General features: G+C 58.9%; 23 protein-coding genes and 2 tRNA genes. 17 read left to right on the plus strand and 8 right to left on the minus strand.

Translation table 11 applies throughout. The features are described from left to right. Positions 1 to 54 precede the first annotated feature (54 nt). The 3 genes from F8A88_RS01175 to F8A88_RS01185 are packed head-to-tail and all read left to right on the plus strand — an operon-like array spanning position 55 to position 3,708. Complete coding sequence (locus tag F8A88_RS01175) at positions 55 to 1,287, plus strand: L,D-transpeptidase family protein (RefSeq protein WP_241667301.1); 1,233 nt, start codon at positions 55 to 57, stop codon at positions 1,285 to 1,287. After that, positions 1,287 to 1,985 carry a hypothetical protein gene (locus F8A88_RS01180; protein WP_151149107.1) on the plus strand — a complete coding sequence of 233 codons (699 nt, stop codon included), beginning with the start codon at positions 1,287 to 1,289 and terminating at the stop codon, positions 1,983 to 1,985. Before F8A88_RS01175 ends, F8A88_RS01180 begins: the two co-directional genes overlap by 1 nt. Beyond that, on the plus strand, positions 1,930 to 3,708 hold the full coding sequence (locus tag F8A88_RS01185; RefSeq protein ID WP_241667302.1) for a M14/M99 family metallopeptidase: 1,779 nt from the start codon (positions 1,930 to 1,932) through the stop codon (positions 3,706 to 3,708). Before F8A88_RS01180 ends, F8A88_RS01185 begins: the two co-directional genes overlap by 56 nt. Positions 3,709 to 3,727: 19 nt before the next feature. Here F8A88_RS01185 and F8A88_RS01190 read toward each other — a convergent pair whose 3' ends face one another. Next, positions 3,728 to 4,186: a hypothetical protein gene (locus F8A88_RS01190; protein ID WP_151149108.1), complete on the minus strand. Its 459-nt coding sequence runs from the start codon at positions 4,184 to 4,186 to the stop codon at positions 3,728 to 3,730. Positions 4,187 to 4,473: 287 nt separating this feature from the next. Between F8A88_RS01190 and F8A88_RS01195 the strand changes: the two genes are divergently transcribed. The 3 genes from F8A88_RS01195 (at position 4,474) to F8A88_RS01205 (ending at position 8,151) form a co-directional block, all read left to right on the plus strand. Continuing rightward, on the plus strand, positions 4,474 to 6,693 hold the full coding sequence (locus F8A88_RS01195) for a methyl-accepting chemotaxis protein (protein WP_161598292.1): 2,220 nt from the start codon (positions 4,474 to 4,476) through the stop codon (positions 6,691 to 6,693). Between the two features lie 119 nt (positions 6,694 to 6,812). Continuing rightward, complete coding sequence (locus F8A88_RS01200) at positions 6,813 to 7,295, plus strand: bacteriohemerythrin (protein ID WP_151149110.1); 483 nt, start codon at positions 6,813 to 6,815, stop codon at positions 7,293 to 7,295. A 163-nt stretch (positions 7,296 to 7,458) separates the two neighbouring features. Next, the gene (locus F8A88_RS01205; RefSeq protein ID WP_161598293.1) at positions 7,459 to 8,151 is read left to right on the plus strand and encodes a methyltransferase domain-containing protein; all 693 of its coding nucleotides are present in this window, start codon (positions 7,459 to 7,461) and stop codon (positions 8,149 to 8,151) included. 88 nt (positions 8,152 to 8,239) lie between these two features. On the opposite strand, the gene F8A88_RS01210 is transcribed toward F8A88_RS01205, so the two are convergent. Both F8A88_RS01210 and pspF read right to left on the minus strand, forming a co-directional pair. Continuing rightward, the gene (locus F8A88_RS01210) at positions 8,240 to 8,497 is read right to left on the minus strand and encodes a hypothetical protein (protein ID WP_151149112.1); all 258 of its coding nucleotides are present in this window, start codon (positions 8,495 to 8,497) and stop codon (positions 8,240 to 8,242) included. A 48-nt stretch (positions 8,498 to 8,545) separates the two neighbouring features. Continuing rightward, the gene (gene pspF / locus F8A88_RS01215) at positions 8,546 to 9,589 is read right to left on the minus strand and encodes a phage shock protein operon transcriptional activator (protein WP_151149113.1); all 1,044 of its coding nucleotides are present in this window, start codon (positions 9,587 to 9,589) and stop codon (positions 8,546 to 8,548) included. A 160-nt stretch (positions 9,590 to 9,749) separates the two neighbouring features. Here pspF and pspA point away from each other — a divergent pair, with 160 nt between their 5' ends. From pspA to pspC, 3 genes are all read left to right on the plus strand, one after another. Beyond that, entirely contained in the window at positions 9,750 to 10,415 is a 666-nt protein-coding gene (gene pspA / locus F8A88_RS01220; protein ID WP_151149114.1) for a phage shock protein PspA, read from the plus strand. A gap of 73 nt (positions 10,416 to 10,488) precedes the next feature. Beyond that, positions 10,489 to 10,713 (plus strand): phage-shock protein, encoded by a 225-nt coding sequence (locus F8A88_RS01225; protein WP_151149115.1) that lies wholly within the window; start codon positions 10,489 to 10,491, stop codon positions 10,711 to 10,713. Between the two features lie 5 nt (positions 10,714 to 10,718). Next, complete coding sequence (gene pspC / locus F8A88_RS01230; protein ID WP_241667303.1) at positions 10,719 to 11,180, plus strand: envelope stress response membrane protein PspC; 462 nt, start codon at positions 10,719 to 10,721, stop codon at positions 11,178 to 11,180. A 56-nt stretch (positions 11,181 to 11,236) separates the two neighbouring features. On the opposite strand, the gene F8A88_RS01235 is transcribed toward pspC, so the two are convergent. Together F8A88_RS01235 and F8A88_RS01240 are read right to left on the minus strand one after the other, a co-directional pair. Beyond that, a complete protein-coding gene (locus F8A88_RS01235) occupies positions 11,237 to 12,382 on the minus strand; it encodes a radical SAM protein (protein WP_161598294.1) in 1,146 nt (381 codons plus the stop codon). Further along, entirely contained in the window at positions 12,369 to 12,596 is a 228-nt protein-coding gene (locus F8A88_RS01240; protein WP_151149118.1) for a hypothetical protein, read from the minus strand. The genes F8A88_RS01235 and F8A88_RS01240 overlap by 14 nt, the downstream gene beginning before the upstream one ends. 330 nt (positions 12,597 to 12,926) lie before the next feature. Between F8A88_RS01240 and F8A88_RS01245 the strand changes: the two genes are divergently transcribed. The 7 genes from F8A88_RS01245 (at position 12,927) to F8A88_RS01275 (ending at position 20,998) form a co-directional block, all read left to right on the plus strand. Further along, positions 12,927 to 13,142 carry a hypothetical protein gene (locus tag F8A88_RS01245; RefSeq protein ID WP_151149119.1) on the plus strand — a complete coding sequence of 72 codons (216 nt, stop codon included), beginning with the start codon at positions 12,927 to 12,929 and terminating at the stop codon, positions 13,140 to 13,142. Positions 13,143 to 13,159: 17 nt separating this feature from the next. After that, positions 13,160 to 13,375, plus strand: a complete 216-nt coding sequence (locus tag F8A88_RS01250; RefSeq protein WP_151149120.1) for a hypothetical protein — start codon at positions 13,160 to 13,162, stop codon at positions 13,373 to 13,375. A 65-nt stretch (positions 13,376 to 13,440) separates the two neighbouring features. Further along, on the plus strand, positions 13,441 to 14,619 hold the full coding sequence (locus F8A88_RS01255) for a radical SAM protein (RefSeq protein ID WP_151149121.1): 1,179 nt from the start codon (positions 13,441 to 13,443) through the stop codon (positions 14,617 to 14,619). Next, a complete protein-coding gene (locus F8A88_RS01260) occupies positions 14,576 to 15,685 on the plus strand; it encodes a clostripain-related cysteine peptidase (protein ID WP_161598295.1) in 1,110 nt (369 codons plus the stop codon). The genes F8A88_RS01255 and F8A88_RS01260 overlap by 44 nt, the downstream gene beginning before the upstream one ends. Positions 15,686 to 15,914: 229 nt before the next feature. Then, entirely contained in the window at positions 15,915 to 16,976 is a 1,062-nt protein-coding gene (locus F8A88_RS01265; RefSeq protein WP_151149123.1) for a hypothetical protein, read from the plus strand. Between the two features lie 3 nt (positions 16,977 to 16,979). Further along, positions 16,980 to 19,643 (plus strand): cytochrome ubiquinol oxidase subunit I, encoded by a 2,664-nt coding sequence (locus tag F8A88_RS01270; protein WP_151149124.1) that lies wholly within the window; start codon positions 16,980 to 16,982, stop codon positions 19,641 to 19,643. A gap of 200 nt (positions 19,644 to 19,843) precedes the next feature. Beyond that, positions 19,844 to 20,998, plus strand: a complete 1,155-nt coding sequence (locus F8A88_RS01275; RefSeq protein ID WP_151149125.1) for an ABC transporter substrate-binding protein — start codon at positions 19,844 to 19,846, stop codon at positions 20,996 to 20,998. A gap of 59 nt (positions 20,999 to 21,057) precedes the next feature. Here the strand turns inward: F8A88_RS01275 and F8A88_RS01280 are convergent. From F8A88_RS01280 to F8A88_RS01290, 3 genes are all read right to left on the minus strand, one after another. Further along, positions 21,058 to 21,134: transfer RNA gene (locus F8A88_RS01280), tRNA-Met, on the minus strand. A 64-nt stretch (positions 21,135 to 21,198) separates the two neighbouring features. Further along, positions 21,199 to 21,275 (minus strand) — tRNA-Arg (locus F8A88_RS01285). 70 nt (positions 21,276 to 21,345) lie between these two features. After that, positions 21,346 to 21,783 carry a pyridoxamine 5'-phosphate oxidase family protein gene (locus F8A88_RS01290; RefSeq protein ID WP_151149126.1) on the minus strand — a complete coding sequence of 146 codons (438 nt, stop codon included), beginning with the start codon at positions 21,781 to 21,783 and terminating at the stop codon, positions 21,346 to 21,348. Positions 21,784 to 21,860: 77 nt separating this feature from the next. Here F8A88_RS01290 and F8A88_RS01295 point away from each other — a divergent pair, with 77 nt between their 5' ends. Continuing rightward, the gene (locus F8A88_RS01295) at positions 21,861 to 22,544 is read left to right on the plus strand and encodes a phosphoadenosine phosphosulfate reductase family protein (RefSeq protein ID WP_151149127.1); all 684 of its coding nucleotides are present in this window, start codon (positions 21,861 to 21,863) and stop codon (positions 22,542 to 22,544) included. The last annotated feature ends 166 nt before the right edge of the window (positions 22,545 to 22,710 follow it).

A 22,710-nucleotide genomic window follows, 5' to 3' on the forward strand; every position in this document is an offset into this window, starting at 1 on the left:
CCATCCGCCGCATCGGGCACGGGATAGTCTATGCGGGTATTGTTGGTTCTAATCATGGCTTTGTGCTGTTGTCCGGCCTTTGCGGACGACGGCTGGAGGCCTACGCTCACTTCCCACCAATGGGTGCCGGAGCGCTTGCTGGCCATCGACAAGGATGACCAGCGCCTTTTTGTGCTGCAACACGAAAGTCCCATCAAGGCGGTCATGGAGTTGCCCTGCACCACGGGACAGGCCCAGGGCGACAAAATGGTGCGCGGCGACCTGCGCACGCCCGAGGGAACGTATTTCCTCGGGAGGCGCATCCAGCGTCCCCTTGGTTGGGATTTGTACGGCAATATTGCGTATTCATTGAATTATCCTAATCCCGTCGATCGGATCAAGGGCAAGACGGGTTCCGGCATCTGGCTGCATGGCCGGGGCAAGGCGCTCACCCCTCGCGACACACGGGGCTGCATCGCGCTCAAGGCTTCGGACCTGGAGTCGCTGGGAAGCGACCTGTATCCGGGTATGCCCGTCGTGGTGGCCGAAGACGTTTCATGGAAGCCCGATTCGGGTACCGAGGGCAAGCTGGCCGCGGAGCTGGTTCAGGAAGTGCGCAACTGGGCACGGGACTGGGAAAGCCGTTCCGGAAAATTTTTCGTCCATTTCGATCCCGTGGCCTTCACCCTGTCGGGCAGCGGGGACTTTGCGGCCTACAAGAGCCACAAGGAAAGCATTTTCCGCAGCACGCCGTGGCTGCACGTGATGGTGGACAATGTCCGCGCCATTGCCGGTCCCGATTACTGGGTGACCTGTTTCGATCAGTTCTACCGTTCGCCCAGCCTGGCCCAGACCGTGGGAAAGCGCCTTTACTGGATGCGCACGGCCAAGGGCGGCTGGGTCGTGGTGGGCAGGGAGTACACCCGTCCGCAGCAGGATCTTGCCCCGCAATATTTCAAGGTCATGGACAAGCGCATCAGGCCCGTGATCCGCAAATGGGCTGCCGCGTGGCAGGATGCGGACATGGAATCCTACCTGTCCTTCTATGGCACGGATGCCGTTCAGGGGGATTACCGGGGTGCCGAAGCCATACGCGAATATAAAAATGCGTTGTGGGAGGAAAAGGCTCCTGTTAAGGTAACTGTTGACGATGTGAAGATTTTTCCTGATTCCAAGGGGCTTCGGGTTGATTTTGTGCAGGAGTACGAGGATGCGAGCGGCTATGCGGACAGGGGACACAAGACGCTGGTGCTCGCACCGGTGGGCGATGGCTGGAAAATCGAACGAGAAGAGTGGAGAAGGCTCTGATGAGCAATTCGAAATATAGCGTTCTCTTCATGCGCGACGACACGGATGTCAAGCGATACAGGCTCAGCCCCTTCTGGCTGCGCTTGTTTTTCTTTTCGCAGATATTCATGTTGTTGTGTGCCGGGGGCGGCATGTACATGGGGCTTCGCGGCTGGTGGCAGAACGCTGAATTGCTGGCCCAGAAAAAGAATCTGGAGCAGCGCCTTGTGGATGCTGAAGTCCGTCTGGAACGGCTAGGCAACATGGAAAAGATTCTCCAGTCCTACGATCCCAAGGAATTGCAGGCTCTTCTGTCCTCGGCATCCGAGGAAACCCCGGTCAATCAGCCCAGTCTGGATTTGCGCAAGATTTTTTCCCGGGTGGATACCCGTCAGGTGGGAGTGGAAAACCTTCAGGCCCGCATATCCGGTTCCAAGGCCTCGGTCAGTTTTGAACTGAACAACATGCAGACCACCAAGTCCATGGCCGGTGTGGTTGATTTCGCCTTTGTCAAAAAGAACGGCGAAGAAGTGACCATCAAGACAAACAAGAACGACCTGACGTTCCAGATTCAGCGCTTCAAGCGTATCCGCACCTCGTTCATCATGCCCAACGGGGTGAAAAAAGAAGATGTTTTCGGCATCCGGCTGGAGATCAGAGACAATGATGGAACGGTCATTTTTTCGGAAACATATCCGCTGTACAATATTCTGGCTTAGCCTGGCCCTGCTCATCCTGGCCGCATCCGCGGCCCAGGCCGGCACGTGGGAATATGTGTTTTTCAAGGGTACCCAGTACCCGCTCAAGGTCGTGTTCATCAAGGGCGACCTGCCTGGTCCCACGGTCATGGTCCAGGGCGGCATTCAGGGAGACGAGCGCTCCGGCTTCATTACGGCGCAGCTGCTTTCCCGCTCCACCATCCGCAAGGGAAATCTCATCGTCCTCCCCCGGGCCAACGTTCCTTCCATCAATTTGTGCCGCCGCCAGATCAACGTGGACATGAACCGGCGGTTTGACCGGAATTACAACCGTTTTTACGAAGACCGCGTGGCGCGGGTCATCCGTTTTCTGCTGCCGCGGTGCGATGCCTTCATCCACCTGCACGAAGGCAGCGGGTTTTACTACCCCACCTATGTGAACAACCTGCGCAATCCCAAGCGTTATGGACAGTCCATCATTGTGGACACCCTGCTCTGGAAGGGCGCCAAGCACAGCATCAACCTCGAAACCACGGTCAAGGACGTGCTGGCGCGGCTGAACAACGGCATTCCCCACGATTACCAGTTCCAGCTGTTCAATACCCGGACGTTCGACAAGGCCACCAGCTATCCGGAGATGCGCAAGTCGTTGACCTGCTACGCGCTGGCCGAACACAACATCCCGGCACTGGCCGTGGAGGTCAGCAAGGATATCGTGCAGTTGGACTGGAAGGTTGGCCAGCAGTTGCAGGCCACCTGCCTGCTTTTGGCGCAGTTCGGGGTGGAGGCGGTTCCCCCGGTTTTTACCGGCAACGACATCAAACGGTACGCCGCCACCGGGGTGCGGGTCACGGTCAACGGCCGTCCCGTGGACAATGGCGGGGTCATCAGGCTTGCCCCCGGCGCCACGCTGGATGTGGAACCCGAACAGACCGGAGTCGAGAATTTCGAGCCTTCGCTGGCCCTGTTCGCCTCGGATCGTCCCGGGGTGAATCTCATCGGTGCCCGGCGCATGGCTCTGGAGCGGTTTTCCAATCTGGAACTGCGCGTGGACGGCAGCCGACTGGCCCGGACCCGTGTGGCCTGGACCGGGACCATGCCTTCAAGCCCTAGCGACGACGAGCCGGTCTTCGTGTGCTGGCTGAACGGCAATCCCGTGTTCGTGCGCGGGGGCGGGGTGTTGCATGCGGTGCTGGGCGACCAGCTCATTCTGGAGGGCGTGTACGGCGGCAAGAAACGCGAGGTGGTCAATTTCAAGGGTTTTGTGGCCATCCCGTGGAACAATACCGGACAGGACCTCGGTTGGGAGATCATTCTCGACCCGGAAAATTTCCTCGGACACTATGCGCTTGATGCCAAGATTCCGGGAGCACAGCGCTTCAAGGTGGTACGGGAGACCCCGGGCGTGCGCCCCGCGCATTTTTACGTGGAGGTGGCCCCGCGTCAGGTCCATGCCCTGCGCCTAGCGGACAGGCACGGTCAGTCTCTGCTCATACCGTGGAGCAAGGGCGGAACCTATTCGCTTCCCGAAGGGGAGTACGTGCTGCAGGAAGCCTGGAGCAACGGCCCGGACAGCAAGCTCGTTGCCATGGTGAACGGCACGCCCCTGAACAAGGGGGAATCTTTCCGGATTGATGCGGACAAGGCCGCCAGCATGACGGTTCGTCAGGCCACCACATTCGGCGAGCTGGGCACCATGACGTTCACAGCCTCCCGGCTTGCCGCGGCGCAGCCCCTCAACTGACGCTTTTGCGCGCTTTCATTCAGGAGCGTTCTTTCCAGACCTGTTCATACAGGGTACATGTTTCGCCTATTTCCCGCATGGTGATTTCCGCCTGTCGCCGGACCGTGTCCGGATGGCTGCGCATGGCGATAAGCCTGTTCAGTTCCACCAGTTCCGGGTAGTCGTCCAGACATTCCTCTTCCACGGTTTCCTTGTCCGGAACGGGCGCGTCCAGCTCCTGTACCCGGCAGCCCAGGGGGCTTGCCAGCATGTTCAGGGCCGCCCGCACTGTTTCTTCGCCCCCGGCTTGCACCACCAGTTTGAACATGGCGATGAGCCTGTCCAGCGGGTTGCGCTGGGCATCCTCGAATCGCGGGTCCATGCAGTAGCGGTTGATCTGGGTTCTGCCTCGGGAAAAAATCTTTTGGAGCCGCGTTGTTCCCAGCAGGCGTTTGCAGCTCTGCATCACTTCCCAGGTTTCCGTTTCCAGACGGTTCATTGTCGTCTCCAGCAATGTTAAGGATTTGGCCGGCACTGCGCAGGCTCGGAATGTATGAGTATTCCTTCATGTTTTCTGTTGTTTTGTAATATACTTTGTCATCTCACCGTGGTAACGTTGAATCAATATTTTTAATTTATTGAGTGGTGGAATTTCTGTTTCAATCTCTTGGTAGTAATACTGCGAGGAAGGTCCTGATGTTCAAACGGTTCATGGTAAAAAGCGTTGCCACGGAATTCTGTGCAACAATATCCCTACTGTTGATTGTACTTGTATCGGCCTTGGTGATGTATATCAATACGACCAGTTATGAGATGGTCAAGGATACCCAGCTCAAGGATATGCGCCAGCTCAACCAGAGCGCGCTTTTTTCGTTGGAAGAGTATCTGGCCCGCTATCAAACCGTGGTCAAGACTCTGGCGCAGAATCCTTCCGTGGTCACCGCGCTTTCATATAACAACGCCGGTCGCACGAAAAGCATCCTGCAAAAGCTTGTGGCGGCCGACCCGGGAATCGCCTCTGCAGTGATTTTCAAGAAGGACGGCTCAGTTCTGGCCAAAATCGGTGCGGACGGAGAACCCGCAGAGGCGGAGAGCGTTGCCGAGACCCCGTATTTCAAATCCCTGTTCGGAAGCAATGCCAAGTCCTTTATTTCGGATAAGCCCATGGTGAACCCCTCGGGCCGCAACCTGTTTTTCATGGCTGAGCGGGTTTTCGATTCCGGCGGCGTGGCGCTTGAAATCGACCTCAAGCTGTTTACCGAGCGTTTCATCAAGACTCTGAGTATCGGTTCGGACGGGTACGCCTACATGATGACCGGCTCGGGAACCATCGTGAGCCACCCCAACCCCAAGGTGGTGGGCAAGCGCTCCAGCGTCATCGACACGCTGCTCAAGGTCAAGGAGCAGGGTAAGGAAAATTATTTCTTCTACAATTACAAAGGGCGCGACAAGGTCCAATCCTTCCGCTCCGAGCCGCTTACCGGCTGGCTGATCAGCATAACCGTGTACGTGGATGACCTGACATCCGTTGCCGACCGGCAGCAGATGGTCATCATTCTTTCCGGCGTGGTGGGGCTGTTGCTGGCCGTGTTGGTGATTATTCTCGGCTTCCGCCGCACCATCACCCGTCCGGTGCGCGCCATCATCGAATATGCCAACAGCGTTGCATCCGGCGATTTTCATGCCAAACTTGACGGTACGTTCCGCTATGAACTGGGCGAACTGGCCGAGCATCTGGGCAAGATGAGCGGCGACCTCAAGGAAAAATTCGGGTTCGTGCAGGGTGTGCTGGACGGCATCATCCTGCCGTGCGCGGTCATCGATACCGACGGCTGCATGACCTATCTGAACAAGGACTACCTCGACCTTCTGGGCAAGCCCGGCGATCCGTCGGATTACATGGGCGTCTGTCTGGACACCTTCATGTACGGGGATTCCGGGGAAAGGGACCTTTCGCAGGCGGCGCTGGAAACAAAGAGTATCCAGCGCGAGGAAAGAGTGCTCAAAACCGAAGACGGCCGGGAGATGATCCTCGATATCAGCGCCACGCCCATCTACGATCTGGACGGCGAGATGATCGGCGTGTTCGCCATCTATTACAACATGACGGAAATCCGTGCTGCCGAAGAGCGCATCCGTTCCCACGGGGAGCGCATAGCCGAGGCCGCCCAGAATGCCACTGAAATATCGCGTCGGCTGACCGATTCGGCAAACGACCTTTCCGAGCAGCTCGAGGATTCGAGGCGCGGCGCCGAGACCCAGAAGGCGCGCACCGGAGAGAACGCCACGGCCATGGAGGAGATGAACGCCACGGTGCTTGAGGTTGCACGCAACGCAAGCACTGCTGCGGAAAACGCCAATCTCGCCAGTGAAAAGGCCAAGGCCGGCGCCGACGTGGTGGAACGTGCCGTCACGTCCATCAATGGCGTCAAGACAAAGGCCGAGAACCTCAGCGAAGTCATGCGCGATCTCGGTTCGCAGGCCGGAGAAATCGGCAAGGTGCTGCAGGTCATCAACGACATTGCGGACCAGACCAACCTGCTGGCCCTGAACGCGGCCATCGAGGCGGCGCGGGCCGGTGAGGCCGGGCGCGGATTCGCCGTGGTTGCGGACGAGGTCCGCAAGCTGGCGGAGAAGACCGTGGACGCCACCAAGGAAGTGGGCGGAGTCATCGGCAAGATTCAGGACGGCACTGTGCAGGCAGTGCAGGACACGGAGTCCGCAACCGAGGCTGTTTCCGAGAGCACCCAGTTGACCTGGGAGTCGGGCGAGGTGCTCAAGGACATCCTGAGCGTGGTGGAAAGCACCTCTTCCGAAGTGGCGGCAATAGCCACGGCGGCCGAGGAGCAGTCCGCAGCATCCGAGGAAATCAGCCGCGGAACCTCGGAGATCGACGAGATCTCCACGCTGACCATGGAAAACATGGTTCGTTCCAGTCAGGCGGTCAAGGATTTGGAAAAAGAGGCCAACGAGCTTCGCGACCTGATCCTTTCCATGCGCGACTAGGTTCGCTGAAGATGATCATGCAGGGTCCGGGGAGTTTCCTCGGACCCTGTTTTCGTTGCAAGGCTTGAAGCGATGCCCCGGATTGGGGTATCCTGTGGAGTATATGCAGGGAGAAGGCTATGCCGTCCATACAGTGGGAAGATACGCTTGCAATCGGAATTTATGCCATTGACCGGCAGCACATGGATCTTCTGGCGCTGGTCAATGAGTTTCTGAAGGCCATCGCCCAAAAGCGCGGCAAGGACGTTGTGGAGAAAATCGTGGCCCGGCTCCGGGAATACACGGTGCTGCATTTTCATGACGAGGAAGCCTACATGAACGAGGTGCGCTACCCCGCGCGGGGAGAGCATCAGATGCGTCATCAGGAACTGGCGCGTGCGGTCAAGCTTTTTCAAAGGGATCTGTACAAGCATCGGGACGTTCCCGTGGAGCAGTTGCGGCAGTTTCTCAAGGATTGGCTGATCAACCATATTCTGGAACAGGACATGAAGATAGGCAAATGGGTTCGCGCCGAAGAAGAGCGCAGGAAAATCAAGGCCGGCGAGAAAGAGGTTCCGGTTCAGGGGGAGGTCCCTGAGGACGAGGGAGCAAACGAGGGGTAAGCTGTCCCGATTCAAGACGGGAGTTGCCCAGTGGAGGGTGCTGGTGTAAGACCTGTGCTGCCGAGGGAGAGTTGGTGGCGTTGCGTCGCGCCGGTTGTGTTTTTTTTGTTTTTTTGTCCTGTTGCCGAGTGCCCGGGAAAGTGGGTGCAAAGGATGCCGTATTGTGGAAAAAGAGGCTTTGAACGAGGAATTGCGCTCTTTGGTTCGGGAAATCGGTGAATCGGAAATCTGGCGGCCCGTGCGCGATTCCGAAGGCAACCTGTTGGCCGGCGGAGCCGGCCATCGTGATGAAAGCCTGCCGCAAAGTCCACCGGCACATATCGACCTGCGGGGCAAGACCGTGGTGGATCTGGGTTGCAACGTGGGCACGTTCGTGCGCCGGGCCGTGCGACTTGGTGCGCGCCGGGCCGCCGGCGTGGATATCGACTCCCGTCTGGTGCGCTGTGCGCAGATCATGGCCGAGCTGGACAGCGTGGACAATGTGGAGTTCATGGTCTGCGATTTTACCTCCCCGCCTGCGGAGAAGTTCGATGTGGCCATGATGTTCGACATCATCGGCAATACGACCATCGGCAGCGGGAAGATGCATTATTTCATGGACATAATGGAAGATTGGGCCTCAAAAGAGCTGATCATTTCGCTCAAGCCCCTGTGCAGGACGCCCAAGCATTTTCGCAAGACGCCGCAGGAGTTCGCAGAGATTTTTTCCACCTGCCATCTGGAGGGCGAATGCTTTTATCCGGTGCGCGAAGCCGTGGACTATCTTGGTGGTCGCGGATGGCGCCTGCTCACGGATTTGCCCGAGGGATACGAGCGGTGCGGCATGAAAACGCTGCTGCATTTCGTGCGCGCCTGATTGGCGCAAGTGACGTGGGATGAAGAGTCGGATTGGGCAGGTCTCAATCCGTCAGGATGGGAATCAAGACCCTGGACGGTGTGTCCGTTCAGGGTTTCATGCTTTTGCCCAGAATGATGAGCACCCCGCCCAGAACGATGGGCAGCATGGCAAAATACATGGCGTCGCTCATGAGCAGCACCAGCCCGATAAAGGCCAGCAGCAGCCCTACGGCCATACATAGCCTGGGTTCCATGGTCAGCCGTCCGGCAAGCTTGGAACCGCGTCCGCGCGGGATCAGAATGCCGCAGTGCGGACACTGGATGGCGTGTCGGCCGATTTGTTTTTCGCATTGTGGGCAACGCATGGATTGGCGATACCACAGGGGCGGGGGATGCACAATACCGGGGGCGCGTCAATGCGCCTCTCCGTCGTTTAGCCCCTTGGAATACTTGCGGTACAGTCCCCGGAACTGGTTGTAGGTCAGGCCCATGATCCGTGCGGCCTGTCGCTGGTTGTGCCGCGCCGCATCCAGTGCGGAACGCACGTATTGTTCTTCCAGTCTGCGGACAGCGTCCTTGACCGGGACGGAAAGGTCGGGGGTGTGATCTTCGCAGCCCTGCGGTGCGGGTGCCTGTTTTTGGGCCGGAGCCTGTTGCCGGGGGCGAGCCGGACGGTACGGGGACTTGAACGGGTCCAGCACGATGTCGTCCACGGCTTCGCCGTTGCTGCGGTATACGGCGCGTTCCACCGTATTCTTGAGTTCGCGCACATTGCCGGGCCACGGATGTGAAAGCAGTGCCGCCCAAGCCTTTTCTGAAAACGCGGGTGGTTCGCCAAAGCCCATTTCCACGGCCATGCGCGCGGCAAAACGTTGCGCCAGCAATTCAATGTCGCCATGTCGCTCCCGCAAGGGCGGCAGGGTCAATACCTCGAAACTCAGCCTGTCCAGCAGGTCGCGCTTGAAACGGCCGGTTTCCGCCAGTGCGGGAAGATCTGCGTTGGTGGCGCCGATCACGCGCACGTTCACGCTTACCGGAGCCGCGCCGCCCACCCGTTCGAATATGCCGTATTCCACGGCGCGCAATATCTTTTCCTGCGCCTCCCGCGAGAGCGCGGCAATCTCGTCCAGAAACAGCGTGCCGCTGTTGGCGGTTTCAAAGCGCCCCTTGCGCCGCACAGTGGCGCCGGTAAAGGACCCGGCTTCATGGCCGAACAGTTCGGAGTCGAGAAGCGTGGGCGCCAGCGCCGCGCAGTTGACCGGGATGAACGGTCCCTGCCAGCGGCCGGAAAGATAGTGGAGGCGGGCGGCGGCAAGCTCCTTGCCCGTGCCGCGTTCTCCGATGATCAGGGTGGGCCGGTCGGCCCGGGCAGCCAGAGAAAGCGCTTCCTGAAATTGCAGAAAACTCTCTGACTGCCCGATGGCTTCCGTGGGTTGGGAATGGATGTCGGTATTCATTTTTACTAAAGTTTGGTTTAATCAACCAAATTATATTTTTATTTACCAACATGGTGTTGCCGTGTCAAGTCGGGAAAGCCATTGATTACAGATTGTTGCAAAAAACATATGTGCTGGCACGTCCTGTGCTTTATGGTGTGAAAACGATCAGGAGGCATCCATGGGCATATTTTCGAGATTCAAGGATATCGTCAGTTCCAACATCAATTCCATGCTGGACAAGGCCGAAGACCCGGAAAAGATGATCCGGCTCATGATTCAGGAAATGGAAGAGACATTGGTGGAGCTCAAGGCCGGGTGTGCCGGGCTGATGGCTGACCGCAAGCGTATCGACAGGGATCGGGAAGAAGCTGATTCCCGCATGGAGCTTTGGGAATCGCGCGCGCGGCTGGCCATGGAAAAGGGCCGCGAAGATCTGGCCCGCGAGGCGCTGGTGGAAAAGCACGCAGCCGAACATGCCGCTGGTTCGCTGGAAAGCGAGCAGGCACGTTTTGACGTGCTCATCGAGCAGGCGCGGGAAGACATGGCCCAGCTGGAAGCCAAGCTGGAATCTGCCCGGGAACGGCAACGCAGTCTGGTCAAGCGGCATGTGCGTGCGGACCAGCGCAAGCGGGTGCGCAATGATGTGCGCCGGGCGCAGTCGTCTGAAGCCATGATGCGTTTCGACCGGTTTGAGCAGCGGGTGGAACGGCTGGAGGCCGAAGCCGAGTTGGCCGGACCTGCGGGTTCCCACGGTCTGGAAGACCAGTTCGCCCAGCTGGAGAACGGCGACGCCATCGAGGCCGAGCTTGAGGCTATGCGCAAGAAAGCGGCCGGAAAGAAGTAGCGAAACGATTTGTGGGCACGGTTCGACTGCGTTATGCTATGGCCCGTTCCCGTGCATCTAAGGAGGATACCACATGGGCCATTTTGTAGGAGCCATATTCCTGTTCATTCTTGCCGGAGTCGTGCTTGTGGGCGCGGTGCTCGTGGGCGTGGTCAAGGCTTTTCGCTCATCGCCCCGGCAGAGTAGTTCCGAGGAAGAAACCAGAATGATTCAGGAAATGTATAATGCAATGAATCGGATGGAAAGCCGTGTCGAGTCCTTGGAGACCATCCTGCTGGAAAGGGAGAACAAGCAATGAGGCGCATGAACAGACATAACCGCAGCGGCAACGGCCGCGGACGCAGCAGGGGCTTTGGCGGATTCGGACCGGGCCAGGATTGGCATCAGCGGCGCCAGACCATGGAGCGAGCGCCCCTGTATCGATCACGCAACGGCGTGCTGCTCGGCGTATGTCGCGGGCTGGCCGACTATTTCGACATGTCCGTGTTCATGGTGCGGGCCGTGGTCGTGGTGGCGTTCATTGTTACGGGCATTTGGCCCGTGGGTATTTTGTATCTGGTGGCGGCCATACTCATGAAGCCTGAACCGGTGGTGCCGGTCACCAACGACGACGAACGTGAATTTTACGACTCGTATGCGGATTCGCGCAGCAACGCGCTGTCGCGGATCAAGCGCAAGTTCGACAATCTGGACCGCCGCATCCGTCGCATGGAGGATGTGGTCACCAGCAAGGATTTCGAATGGGAGCGCAAGTTCAAGAGCTGAGCACACCGTTCAAGAGATATCGGGCCGCAGGGACTGACCTGCGGCCTTTTTTTTGTTCATTGCACGGGGGCGGGGGGTGCTTTCTTATTGTCGCACAGCGCGGGCATGCGGGCGTCAAACGCGCGCACAAGGGCGGCCAGCGAGTGCTGCGTGAATTCACACAGGTGCGAATGCGGGCGGGGTGCTTCCGGTGCGTACATGAGCATTTTTCCTACGCAGATGACGCACAGGTCCCGGGCGTGGCAACCGGCGCAAGCAGCAAAATCGGGTTTGCGGCACGGCTGGCCTGCGCCCAGTGTTTGCAGGGGCGATTCACTGCGGAAGCGCTCCATGCCGATCATCATGTGGCAGGGGTAGCAGCCGCCGTCCGCTGCAACGGCCACGTTGCTGCTGCCTGCGGTGCAGAACGTTTCGGGCTCGGGGCGTTCCGAGCGCAGCACATCCATGGCCAGCCCGTGCCGCATCGTTTCTCCCTGCGCCCACACGTCCAGCACATGCTCCAGCGATTCCGTATGTGAACGCAGGATGTCGTGCCAAAGCGGTCCTTGCGACGGGTCCAGCGAAGCATTGCCCGGCACGGCTGCAAGCACGATGTCGAAGCGGTGCGGACGCTGCGCGTGCAGGTAGTCGCACATGTCCGGAATGTCGTGGCCGTTGCGAAAATGGCGGGTGGTGTACGTGCATTCCAGCGTGAACGGAACCCCGTGCTTGCGGAGCAGGTCGAGCCCGTGCATGACGCGGGCGTGGCTGCCGTTGCCCGCCCGGTCGGTTCGCAGCCGGTCATGGATGACTTGCGGCCCGTCAAGGCTCGTGGCCGCCCGCATGTTCTTTTCCGCCATGAACCGGGCCATGTCTTCATCCATCAAGGTCAGGTTGGTGGCCATGCTCAGCGAGGGCATGGAGGGCAGGATTCCCTGTCTGTGCATGGATTCCAGTTCATGTACGGTCACATATATGCATTGCCGGTTGAGTAGCGGCTCCCCGCCGAAAAACTGGACGTGCCGGATGTGGCGTGCGGCTGCGCAGGTCCGTACGGCCTTCAGGGCGGTGTGCGCCGGCATGCGTTGCCGCGTGCCCATGTAGCCGTCGGTCGCGCCGTAGCAGTATGCACAGGCAAGATTGCACTGCTGGCTGACGCACAGGGTCAGCCTTCCCAGCGGGCGGGGAGCCTCGATAGCCTGGTCCGGGCTACCAGCAGCCAATGCCGCATCCCCCGTTGCCGTCGTTGGATGCCTTTTCGAGCACGCGGCCGAGCTTGTCCAGATCTTCCAGCTTCATCTTCTTGATTTCATCCAGTCGTCCGAACACTTCACGCAGCGTTGCGCCGGATGCCTCGGCCATGCCCTTGCACAGCTTGTCCGCTGTTTCCGGGGCCATTCCTTCAAAACTGACGTTGATGGAGTTCCTCTTTTCCATGGTCGTTCTCCTGTGGTTGGGGTTGGTAGATGTCTTTCAGTATGAAACATTTTATTTAATATTGGTCAATCTATTTATGACGTACGTCGTTATATTTGTTTGGGTTTGTGCCTGCGTCTTGGAAAGCGGTGCCTGGTGTGCTGCTATAAGGTGATTAATTACAGTGTTTTGATTAATTTATAACAAGATGTCCCGTGAAAAAAGCGGGTTTTGCTTACACGAATTTAAATTTCATGCTAGCGGAAATGGCAATAGAAGCTTCTATTTTTTTGTTGGCTGGGGGGCGGAATCCCGCCGTGTTTATCAATCCCGGAAAACAAGGAGAACAGCATGGCATCAGCAAACGTGCAGAGCGTCATGAACACGCTCAAGGAAAATCCGGACCTGCTCAGGGACCTGAACAAGGCCCTGACCATGATCTTTGCGGCCTCGGGCGTGGACCTGAGCGTTGAGGAAAAGAAGGAGTTCTTCAACGTGTTGTCGGAAAATGTCTATGGCGAGGCGGGCAAGGAAAAGGTCATTGTCCATGTTCATGTGAAATCGTGAGCGAAAGGAGATTCAGCATGGCATCAGCAAACGTGCAGAGCGTCATGAACACGCTCAAGGAAAACCCGGACCTGCTCAGGGATCTGAACAAGGCCCTGACCATGATCTTTGCGGCCTCGGGCGTGGACCTGAGCGTTGAGGAAAAGAAGGAATTCTTTAACGTGCTCGCGGAAAATGTCTATGGCGAGGCGGGCAAGGATACGACCATTATTCACATTCATATCAACAGATAGAGAGATGGGACCCGTGCCGCCTTTGATGCGGTGCGGGTCCCATTGAACGAAGTCGAGGTCCCTGCATGGACAATGCGTTGTCGCCGTTTCCGCGGACGTTGGAATGGGAGGTCACCAGCCGGTGCAATCTGGCCTGCTCCCACTGCATTTCCCCGTACTACGACCGCATGCTCGGCCCGGAGCTTGATCGTGGTCAGGTGCTGCATGCCATTGACGGCTTTGCGGACGCCGGGATCGGTCATGTTCACTTTTTCGGCGGCGAGCCCACGTTCCATCCGGAATTTGCCGAAATACTTTCTGCGTTGGATGGCCGAGGCATCAGCGTTTCCATGACCACCAACGGCACGTTGCTGGAAGCGCGCGGCCTGTGGGACGCATTGTGCGGCCTGAAGCATCTCATGGGCATATCCTTCAGTTTTGAGGATATCCAAGGCGAGCGGCAGGACAGGGTACGCGGTGCCGGGTTTTTCCGAACCGCCTGCCGTGCCGTGGAACAGGCTGCGGCCCGGTTGCCGGATGTTCCGCTGACCGTGGCTTTCACCCTGAACCGTCCGGCGCTCATGAATCTTTCCCCTTGGGAAATCATAAGATTTTTCAGCGTATTGGGCGCAGGAAAGGTTCTGTTTCAGGATCTGGCGGTTCCGCATAACGCGCGCCCCGGTTTGGCGCGTCTGGCATACGGCGCGCAGGACTGGTTTGATTTTGCGCACGCCCTGTTCGACCGGGAAGCGCAGTTGGGGTGTACGCTGCCGTTCGTGTATGAAATCAAGCCGCTGGTTGCCGAGTACCTGAACAGCCGTCCGGAATGTTCCGCGCCGGTGGTGCGGTACGGCTGCCAGGCCATGAGCTGCCGCGTGCGCCTGCTTTCCGATGGGCACGCCGTGCCCTGCCTTGCGGTGGTGGGGTGGCCGGATCAGCTGCAACGCTACCTGTGCCATACGCCGACCGTGGCGCAGGAGCCCTTGGCGGAAATACTGGGCGGCCCGCTGTATGCCCAATTCAATGCGCACAAGCTGTGGCGCAGCGGGCAGGGGGATGGCAGCGGTGCGAAATCGGTGCGGGGTTCGTTCATGGATTCGTTCATGGAACCGTGCCGTACGTGTCCGCACGCCGGAACTTTTTGCAACCCCTGCGTGTTCGGGCGCATTTCCGGACAGGTGGGAACGGAAAGCACCTGTGGTTGGGTATGGGAGGCAATGCATGGACAGGCTCGGCATCATGATTTTTCTGGCTGCGGACAATGACCTCAACCCCTATGCGCGGTTGAACGACCTGCGGGAAATCCGGCGGGCGCAGGGGGCGGGCAACGCGGTTCCATTGTGCGTGCAGTTTCATTCGCCGCAACAGGAGGCGGACGACACTCCGGTGTTGTCCGTGGCCTTCCGGCAGGGCGAGGAAGTGGCGTGCCTGCGTTCCGAACAGGCGCTGAACACGGGCAATGCCGCGGTGCTTTCGGATTTCATGGACTGGAGCATGTCGGTCATGCCCTGCGAGCGCTATTCGCTCATTGTCTGGGGCCACGGCAGCGGGGCCGTGGATGCGGAAAGCATGGCCGAACTCACGGCCGAGACCGTCAAGTCCGTTGCCTACGACTATACGGACGGGGATGCCCTGACCACGGCCGAGCTGGCGCAGGCTCTCGGTTCCGTGTTGGGCGACAGGCGTTTGGACGTTTTGGGCTTCGATGCCTGTCACATGGGGTCTGCGGAGGTCATGGCTGAACTGGCGCGGTTCTGCGGTGTGTACGTGGGTTCGGAAACCGTGATCCCGCCGGTGGGCTGGCCCTATGACCTTGTGCTTGATGACATGGCCGCTCTGGTGGATTCGTCTGCCGAAGAGGTGGGCGCGGCTGTTTGCCGCCGGTACGGCCAGCGGACCTCTGCCTCGAAATCCGTATGCCTTTCGGCCGTTGATACGGACCGGATGGAGCGGGTTCTTGAGGCTGTCCGCGCCATGGTGGAGGGCTGCGTGCAGCATATGCATGATCCGGCGGCTTTCTGTGCCCTGTACCGTGCGGCCCGGCAATGCCTTCGGTTCGGGGACCATTTTGTTGATCTTGGCGATTTTGCGCGCTGCCTTGCCGGACAGCAGTTGCCTGCGGGCCTGTCCGCCCGTGCCGACGCCGTGTTTCGGGCCGTGAGTGACGCCGTGTTCCATCTGACCCAGCACAATCTGCAACAAGCCACGGGCATGGCTGCAGTGTTTCCCTTCAACCCCTTGTCCGAGACACTTGCCCGGCGATACGCGGGCCTGCGGTTTGCCCGTGAAACAGGCTGGAACGAATTGCTCGATGCCTTTCATCGCGGGTGAAAATGGGCGATCCCGTGTTAGATTCATTATAAATTGTCAAATTATCGCATAGGAAACGGAATAATTTTTGACCATTGGGGCAGGGGATGTCATATGGTGGAGCAAAGCTCCACAGCCCTGTTCCCCGTTGCGTTGCCGTGCAAAGCCGGCATGACCTTCCTGGGCGCGCGGACCGGGGTGGTGGATTCTTGCATCCACATGGGAGAACGCAGCCGTAAGGAGGAACCCCATGGACACGCTGGCCCTCATCCCCAACGCCGATCCTCTTCCTGTTGCCTGGTGGTGGTTCGAAGGACTGAACCTGGTGACATTCGTGATCCACATTATCATGGTCAATGCGGTGGTGGGCGGCGGATTGTTCGCCCTGTACCTGTGGTTTTCGGACCGCACCGAACCCCTGGCGGGCGCGCTTGCAGGCAAGCTGCCTGTTTTTTTTGCCCTGATGGTCAATTTCGGGGTGGCGCCGTTGCTCTTCCTTCAGGTCCTGTACGGGCAGTTCTTCTACACCAGTGCGGTCATGTCCGCGGTGTGGTGGCTGAGCATCGTCGGATTGCTCATTCTCGGTTACTATTCACTGTATATCCACCAGCACCGCCTGAAAAAGGACGGCTCCCGGATTCCTTTGTTCCTCGGTTTGGGAATGCTCCTTGCCCTGTGCGTTTCGCTGGTGCTGACCAGTGTGCTCTCACTCATGGAACGCCCGGACCAATGGCTGGAATATTTCGGCAACGCACGGGGGACGGTCCTCGGTTTGTTCCATGCCGAGGCCGCGCCCCGGTATCTGCATTTCTTGTTTTCCTCCCTTGCTGTTGGCGGGCTGGTTGCCGCGCTGCTGGCCGGACGGGACAAACGCCTGCAGGGCCATGCCGCAGAAAAGGCCCGCATTGTGGGCATGAAGCTTTTTGCCACGGCCACCCTGCTGCAAATGGCCACGGGCCTGTGGTGGCTCATTTCCCTTGAGCGCGATGTGATGTTGCAGTTCATGGGCGACAATGCGCTGGCCACCGGCCTTTTCGTGGTGGCCGTGGGCCTGACCCTGCCCGCGCTTTCCGCCGGGTTCCGGGGCAAGCCAAAGGAGGCCGCGGTCTGGACGCTGATTACCATTACGGCCATGGTCTGCGTTCGGGCCATGCTGCGCAGTTTCAAGCTCGCCCCGTATTTTTCGCCGAAGAACCTGACCGTTAACCTTGAATTTTCACCGTTGCTGCTGTTTCTGATTACGCTGGTTCTGGGACTCGTCATTGTCGCCTACATGCTGCGTCTGGCCTTCAGAACGCAAGGGGAGGGCTAGGTCATGCAATATCCGTTTTGGGAACTGACAACCTATGGCGGCGGGTTCTTCATCGCATTGATCGCCGTGGTCCATGTGTACGTGGCCCATTTTGCAGTGGGCGGGGGGCTGTTTCTGCCCCTGTTCGAATCCATGGCCTACAAAAGGGATTCCGAGCCGCTGCTGGCATACGTGAAGAGCCACACGCGCTTCTTCCTTTTGCTGACCATGGTCTTCGGCGGCATGACCGGAGTGGGTATCTGGTACACCATTTCCGTGCTTGCGCCGCAGGCCACGTCCACGCTCATCCACACTTTCGTGTTCGGTTGGGCCACGGAGTGGGTCTGTTTCCTCGTGGAGATCGTGGCTCTGCTGATCTACTATTACAGGTTCGGCAAAATGAGCCGCGCCAGTCATCTGGTGGTGGGCTGGATATATTTTGTGGCCGCATGGCTTTCGCTGTTTCTCATCAACGGCATCATCGGGTTCATGCTCACGCCCGGCGGCTGGCTTGAGGGGGGTGGATTCTGGGCTGCCTTCTTCAATCCTTCGTTCTGGCCGAGCCTGTTCTTCCGCACGTTCATGGCCTTCATGATCGCCGGGCTGTTCGGTTTTCTCACGGCCCATCGCATCGAAGACCGGGAAGCACGCGAGACCGTGTTCCGGTCCTGCGCCCTGTGGGTGTCCGTTTCCATAGTTTTGGCCATGCTCAGCGGCTGGTGGTATTGCTCGGTGTTTCCGCCCGAGGCGGCGCACCGGCTGGCGCTGCGCGCCGCACGCATCACCGATTTCTATCGGCTCATACCGATTTTTGCGGCAGGCCTGTTCGTGCTCGGGGCCGTGATGATGGTTCGTCTGCCGCGGGGCGCGCGGATTGCCCTGTCCCTGATCCTGTTCATGTTGGGGTTCGGTTTTATCGGTTCCTTTGAATTTTTGCGCGAGGCAGGGCGCAAGCCGTACGTTATCCATGGCTATATGTATTCCAACCAGATACTGCCTTCGGAGGTGGAAGCCCTTGACAGGGATGGACTTCTGGCCACGGCCAAATGGGTGCGTCCGAACCTGCTGCAAGACGGCCACAGGGTGGAGGCCGGGCAAAAACTCTTCCAGCTGCAATGCAGCGGTTGCCATTCCATTGGCGGCCCCATGAACGACATCATGCCCCTGACCGAAAAATATCCGGTCATCGGCATGGATGCCAAGCTGTCCGGCATGGGCACGCTCTCGCCCATGATGCCGCCGTTCGTGGGCACGCCGGACGAGCGCATGGCCCTTGCCGAGTACATCGTCAACGAACTGCATGGGGGCAAGCCCGGCAATCGGGTTTTCGAGGACGTGGACTTGCCCGTGGACATTCCGCCCTTCAACGCGGACACGGACGAGTACGTGTTGCTGGCCTGGAACAATCTGGGCATGCATTGCATTTCGGACAGCTACTCCGAATGGGTGTTGCTGCCCCCGGCCAACGACATCTACGCCCAGCTCATCCGCCGTGGTGACACACCACAGGTGATCACCCAGGGCGTGACCCTGCATTACCACGTTCAGGAGGGCTTTGAGCGGCCCGCCGAGCGATGCCTGTTCTGGAAGCACGTCAAGAGCATCTTCGGTGCGCAGCCTCCGGACAACGTGGGCCTTTGCGGCAACGGCCTTGCCGGGGAAATGCATTTGCAGAAGGAAATGAAGAGCTTCGAGGCCAGCCTGATTCCTGTGGAACCGTACCCCGAGGGCGGCGGGTTCAACCCGTTCCCCATATTCACGGTGGAGGCGCGTGACGCCGAAACCGGCAGGGTCTTGGCCGTGACCAAAACCGTAGCGCCCACGTCCACGGAAATGGGCTGCAAGAACTGCCACGGCGGGCCGTGGGCGGTGGACGATCTGGCCGGCATATCCCAGCCCACGGGGCGGGATGTGCTCAAATCGCACGACAGGCTCAGCAACACGGAGCTGGTCAAGGCCGCGCAGTCCGGCAAGCCCATGCTCTGCCAGAGCTGCCACCCCGACCCCGTGCTGGGCGCCGAGGGCCAGCCCGAACTGCTGAACCTGCCCGCGGCCATTCACGGGTTCCATGCCAATTTCCTGTCCGGCCGAGAATCCGAGGCCTGCGCCTATTGCCACCCCAACAGGCCGGACGGGCCTACCAAGTGCCTGCGCGGTCTGCACGCTTCGGCCAATATCGGCTGCGTGCGCTGTCACGGCACCCTTGAAGACCATGCCCTGTCTTTGCTCAAGCATGAAAAGGAAAAGGGTAAGCCGGGTGCGGACAGGCTCATGCTTCATCTGAAGCCGCGCATGGCCGATTCCGTAAATGCCATCAACCCGCGCCTGCCGTGGATGCAGGAGCCGGATTGCCGCACCTGCCACGTGGATCCGGATGAAACCCCCGACGCGTTCGAGGCTTCCGCTTTCAATGTCTGGACTGCAGACGGGGGGCAGCTGTACCGCAACAGCCCGGACAGGACCGGTTCCATGATGTGCATCGCCTGTCACAACAGCCCGCATGCAAACTACCCGGCCGTGAACAAATACGGCGCGGACAGGGACAACATCGGACCGTTGCAGTATCAGGGCAACAATCGCTCGATTGGTGCGGATGATAATTGCGGTGTCTGCCATTTCGGTCCCGTGACATGGGATGCGCACCACCGGGGCAGGGTGGTTCCGGGGGGCGGCGCAGGCGAACAGTAATGCCAATGGCCGGGGTGCTGCCCGGCAATCAGGAAAGGGTTTGTGGCCGGTTGGCTGCAAACCCTCTTTCGTGTGTCATGCCCGATGTCTGTTGCAGGAGCATTGATTTATTTATGGTTAAAATTGAAAATATGTGCAATGATCACCACATAATCCAAGATTTTTGTGATGGGCAGATTCGTTGAGTGAGGGAAGTAGTAATGTTTGCGGCTGGCGATGTTGTTTGGCGAAAATATCTGGTTGTTTGTTCTCTGCTGGTTCTTGTTGTCGGAGCGTGCTTCGGGTGCGGCGATGACGAATCCATACGGATCGGCTTGTCCGCTCCACTGTCCGGACGGTATTCCGATCTGGGGATTCAGGGACAAAAGGGAGCCGAACTTGCCGTGGATGCGGTCAATGCCCGCGGTGGCGTTGCCGGACGGACGTTGGAACTGGAAGTGCTGAACGACAGTGGTACGGTGGAGGGTGCGCTTGATGCGGACCGGACGCTGATGGATCACGACGTGGTGGCTGTGGTGGGGCATTATCTCAGCGCACAGTCTCTGGCCGCGGTGGAGAAGTTTGCGGACAAGCCCTTGGTGTTTGTTTCCCCCACCACTTCCACACCATTGCTTTCCAGGCAAAAAGACAACTTTTTCCGTGTGATGCCGTCCAATGAAGAGTGGGCTGCCGCCCTGGCGGGATTTGTGGCCAAAAAGATGGATCGCCCCTCCGTGCTGATGGTGGTGGACGGCGACAACAGGGGTTACACCTCCACGTTCTGCAATGCTTTTTCCAATCGATATGCGCAGCTTGGAGGAGAAGCTTCTTCAGAGATCCAATTCTATTCGCACTCTGCAGGGTGGCAGCAGGCCGTGGTGGAGCGCGTGGCTCAGGAAAAGCCCGGAGCCCTGTTGGTGGCTGCTTCGGCAATGGATACGGCTTCGGTTGCGGGAAGGCTCAGGCAGAACGGTTATAAGCTACCGATTTTAATCACTCCGTGGGCGTATACCAAGGGTTTGGTGCGTGCGGGCGGTTCGGCCGTGGAAGGAGTTATCAGCTCCATGAGCTATGATGAAAACAGCCGGATGCCGGAATTTGTCGCCTTCAAGGACGCGTTTCGCCGCCGTTTTGAAGCAAAGCCGCATTTTGCTGCGGCGTTTTCCTATGATGCGATCATGGCCCTGGCGGACGCGCTTGAACGCACAGCCGGCAAGCCGGCCGGACTCGCCCGGGAATTGGCTCGGGTCCGCGACCTGCCGGGATCCATGGGGCCGTTTTCCATCAATGATGCCGGCGACGTGCACCGGGCGTATTTCATTGTCACCGTGAAGGACGGCGAACTGCATACGCTTTCGCGGGTGACGGGAGAATAGATTTTTCGGCAATGAAAAAACCGGCTTCATCGAAAATGATGAAACCGGCTTGATTTCTTTGGTAGCGGGGACAAGATTTGAACTTGCGACCTTCGGGTTATGAGCCCGACGAGCTACCGAACTGCTCCACCCCGCGCCAATGTAAGATCATGAAAAAAGGGTTTCCGCCATGGAGTTGGAAACCCTTTGTGATTTCGTGGTGGCGCGCCCGAGAGGATTCGAACCTCTGACCTACGGATTCGTAGTCCGGCACTCTATCCAGCTGAGCTACGGGCGCGCAACGAAGGGTGTTTTTATGCTTTGCTCGTTCTGTCGTCAAGCACTTTTTTTCTGTTTTGCAACATATTTTACCCAAGGTCTATGAAGTGTTGCTGATCCAGCCCGGCCAGCAACAGGAAACTTTTCGCTTTCAGGGTGATGACCGTGGTGTCGCCGCGATCGGCAAATTCCTTCATGTGGGGCAGGGCCTTTGCGAACTGCTCCTTCAGGGCCATGAGTTCCTCGCGGTCTCGCGGGGGCAGGTAGGTTGCGGAAACAGTCAGGGCCATGGCCTTGTCCCGATGGTCGGGCAGGTGTTGTTCCCGGGTGTCCATGAGCAGGCTGGCCTGCGGGTTGGCGCGCAGGTTGCGCATTTTGCGCGTGCCCATGCCCGAGAGCAGCCAGAACGTCTGCGCGTCCGGGGCCGCGGTGTAGGCCATGAGCGAGGTGTGCGGCAGGTCGCCGCTGCAGGTGGCCAGCACGCATATGTTCTTGGATTGTACAAGCGTCTTGATGGTTTCCAGCATGGTTTCTCCTTGATCATATATGATACACCCCGGGGCGTGGGCTTGCAATGGTTCCCATGCCCGGGCAAAATGGGGCCATGCAAACGTTGGAACACAAGCTGGAAGCGTCCGAGACCCTGCTGCTTTCCCTGCTGGAAAGCCACGACCCGAATGCGGTCCGCGTGGCCTGGACCGGGGGCAAGGATTCCACAACGGCCCTGTTCATCTGGAAGGCCGTGCTGGCGCATGCAGGAAAGGGCGCGCCCCGCGCCATTTCTTTGGACACGGGCTGCAAGTTCCCCGAGGTCCTGGCTTTTCGGGACGCCATGACCCGAGAGTGGGGCGTTGACCTGTTCGTGGCCCGGCCCGGAGTGTCCCTTTCCGGCTATCCGCTGGCCAGAGACCCGGTTTCCTGCTGCCGCGAACTGAAGATCGAGCCTTTGAAGAGGGCCATTGGTGAGACCGAAACCCGTGTGCTCATCACCGGCATCCGGCACGACGAACATCCGGACAGGGCCGGGCGTTCCTCGCTCGAACAGCGGGATACTCTTTCGGGCTGGCCCGCGCACATGGTCTGCAACCCACTGTTGGACTGGACCGAAACCGACATCTGGGCCTTTCACGCCCGGTTCGGTCTGGCGCATTGCCCGCTTTACGACCACGGATACCGCTCGCTGGGATGCATGCCCTGCACCACGCGCGGGCAAGGTGGAGAGCGCTCCGGCCGTGCCGCTGCCAAGGAAGCGCACATGGCCCAGCTTTCCAGTCTCGGATATTTCTGATTTCTATCCATACTATTGCAACAATCCATACCGTGCAGATGGAAAAGATGTAATTCGTCTTTTCTATGCAATTTTTTGCTGTAACGCCGTCATGATGCATGCGTAAATCATGATGTTCGCTTTCGGCGGGCGTCGAGAATTATGTTGATTGATCAATCAGCGCCGA

It is taken from the genome of Pseudodesulfovibrio senegalensis, assembly GCF_008830225.1.
In the GTDB taxonomy this organism is placed as follows: Bacteria; Desulfobacterota; Desulfovibrionia; order Desulfovibrionales; family Desulfovibrionaceae; genus Pseudodesulfovibrio; species Pseudodesulfovibrio senegalensis.

Coding starts and splice junctions, on each gene's coding strand:
- F8A88_RS01175 (WP_241667301.1), top strand. CDS start 55: ATGGCTTTGTGCTGTTGTCCGGCCTTTGCGGACGACGGCTGGAGGCCT.
- F8A88_RS01180 (WP_151149107.1), top strand. CDS start 1,287: ATGAGCAATTCGAAATATAGCGTTCTCTTCATGCGCGACGACACGGAT.
- F8A88_RS01185 (WP_241667302.1), top strand. CDS start 1,930: ATGATGGAACGGTCATTTTTTCGGAAACATATCCGCTGTACAATATTC.
- F8A88_RS01190 (WP_151149108.1), bottom strand. CDS start 4,186: ATGAACCGTCTGGAAACGGAAACCTGGGAAGTGATGCAGAGCTGCAAA.
- F8A88_RS01195 (WP_161598292.1), top strand. CDS start 4,474: ATGTATATCAATACGACCAGTTATGAGATGGTCAAGGATACCCAGCTC.
- F8A88_RS01200 (WP_151149110.1), top strand. CDS start 6,813: ATGCCGTCCATACAGTGGGAAGATACGCTTGCAATCGGAATTTATGCC.
- F8A88_RS01210 (WP_151149112.1), bottom strand. CDS start 8,497: ATGCGTTGCCCACAATGCGAAAAACAAATCGGCCGACACGCCATCCAG.
- pspF (WP_151149113.1), bottom strand. CDS start 9,589: ATGAATACCGACATCCATTCCCAACCCACGGAAGCCATCGGGCAGTCA.
- pspA (WP_151149114.1), top strand. CDS start 9,750: ATGGGCATATTTTCGAGATTCAAGGATATCGTCAGTTCCAACATCAAT.
- F8A88_RS01225 (WP_151149115.1), top strand. CDS start 10,489: ATGGGCCATTTTGTAGGAGCCATATTCCTGTTCATTCTTGCCGGAGTC.
- pspC (WP_241667303.1), top strand. CDS start 10,719: ATGAACAGACATAACCGCAGCGGCAACGGCCGCGGACGCAGCAGGGGC.
- F8A88_RS01240 (WP_151149118.1), bottom strand. CDS start 12,596: ATGGAAAAGAGGAACTCCATCAACGTCAGTTTTGAAGGAATGGCCCCG.
- F8A88_RS01245 (WP_151149119.1), top strand. CDS start 12,927: ATGGCATCAGCAAACGTGCAGAGCGTCATGAACACGCTCAAGGAAAAT.
- F8A88_RS01250 (WP_151149120.1), top strand. CDS start 13,160: ATGGCATCAGCAAACGTGCAGAGCGTCATGAACACGCTCAAGGAAAAC.
- F8A88_RS01255 (WP_151149121.1), top strand. CDS start 13,441: ATGGACAATGCGTTGTCGCCGTTTCCGCGGACGTTGGAATGGGAGGTC.
- F8A88_RS01260 (WP_161598295.1), top strand. CDS start 14,576: ATGGACAGGCTCGGCATCATGATTTTTCTGGCTGCGGACAATGACCTC.
- F8A88_RS01265 (WP_151149123.1), top strand. CDS start 15,915: ATGGACACGCTGGCCCTCATCCCCAACGCCGATCCTCTTCCTGTTGCC.
- F8A88_RS01270 (WP_151149124.1), top strand. CDS start 16,980: ATGCAATATCCGTTTTGGGAACTGACAACCTATGGCGGCGGGTTCTTC.
- F8A88_RS01275 (WP_151149125.1), top strand. CDS start 19,844: ATGTTTGCGGCTGGCGATGTTGTTTGGCGAAAATATCTGGTTGTTTGT.
- F8A88_RS01290 (WP_151149126.1), bottom strand. CDS start 21,783: ATGCTGGAAACCATCAAGACGCTTGTACAATCCAAGAACATATGCGTG.
- F8A88_RS01295 (WP_151149127.1), top strand. CDS start 21,861: ATGCAAACGTTGGAACACAAGCTGGAAGCGTCCGAGACCCTGCTGCTT.